General features: G+C 33.6%; 1 protein-coding gene. It reads left to right on the plus strand.

The genetic code is table 11. The annotated features are described in order from the left end of the window. Positions 1-496, plus strand: a 496-nt coding sequence (locus CPAL_RS08785; protein ID WP_146126582.1) for an IS30 family transposase, incomplete at its 5' end; no start/stop codon positions are given. Positions 497-608 lie beyond the last annotated feature (112 nt).

Genomic DNA, 608 nt, shown 5'->3' on the forward strand with positions numbered 1-608 from the left:
AAGAGAAGTATTTGGGCATTGGGAGATTGACACAGTTCTAGGTAAACTTACACATGAACCAGTAATAATGACATTATCAGAAAGAAAAACAAGGAAGAACCTATTATTTTTACTAAATGAAAAAACTAGCAAAGAGGTTAATCAGTGTATTGATGTACTTAAAGAACGCTATGGTAATAATTTTTCTAAAGTATTTAAAACAATAACAGCAGATAATGGATTGGAATTTAGTGAATTATCTAATAAACTCCAGGAGTATGGTAGCAAGGCTTATTTTGCTCATCCCTATTCATCTTGGGAAAGAGGTACAAATGAACGTCATAATGGGATTATCAGACGATTTATACCTAAAAGTAAGTCTTTAAAAGATATCTCTCTAGCAACTGTTAAAAGGATAGAAGATTGGATGAATAGCTTTCCCAGGAAGATCTTAGGTTATGCGACTCCTGAGATTTGCTTTAAAGAAGAACTGGCTCTCCTAGATATACATGATTAATTATAGCTGAGGCCTTTCGACAAATTATGCCGAAAGGCCAAAGATAATTATATCATTAATTACATTGTCAAGGTCGGGTAGTATTTTCTACGAAAATCTCCACCCTTCCCTT

Origin of the sequence: Clostridium thermopalmarium DSM 5974, assembly GCF_002995795.1 — a bacterium.
GTDB lineage: Bacteria > Bacillota > Clostridia > Clostridiales > Clostridiaceae > Clostridium_H > Clostridium_H thermopalmarium.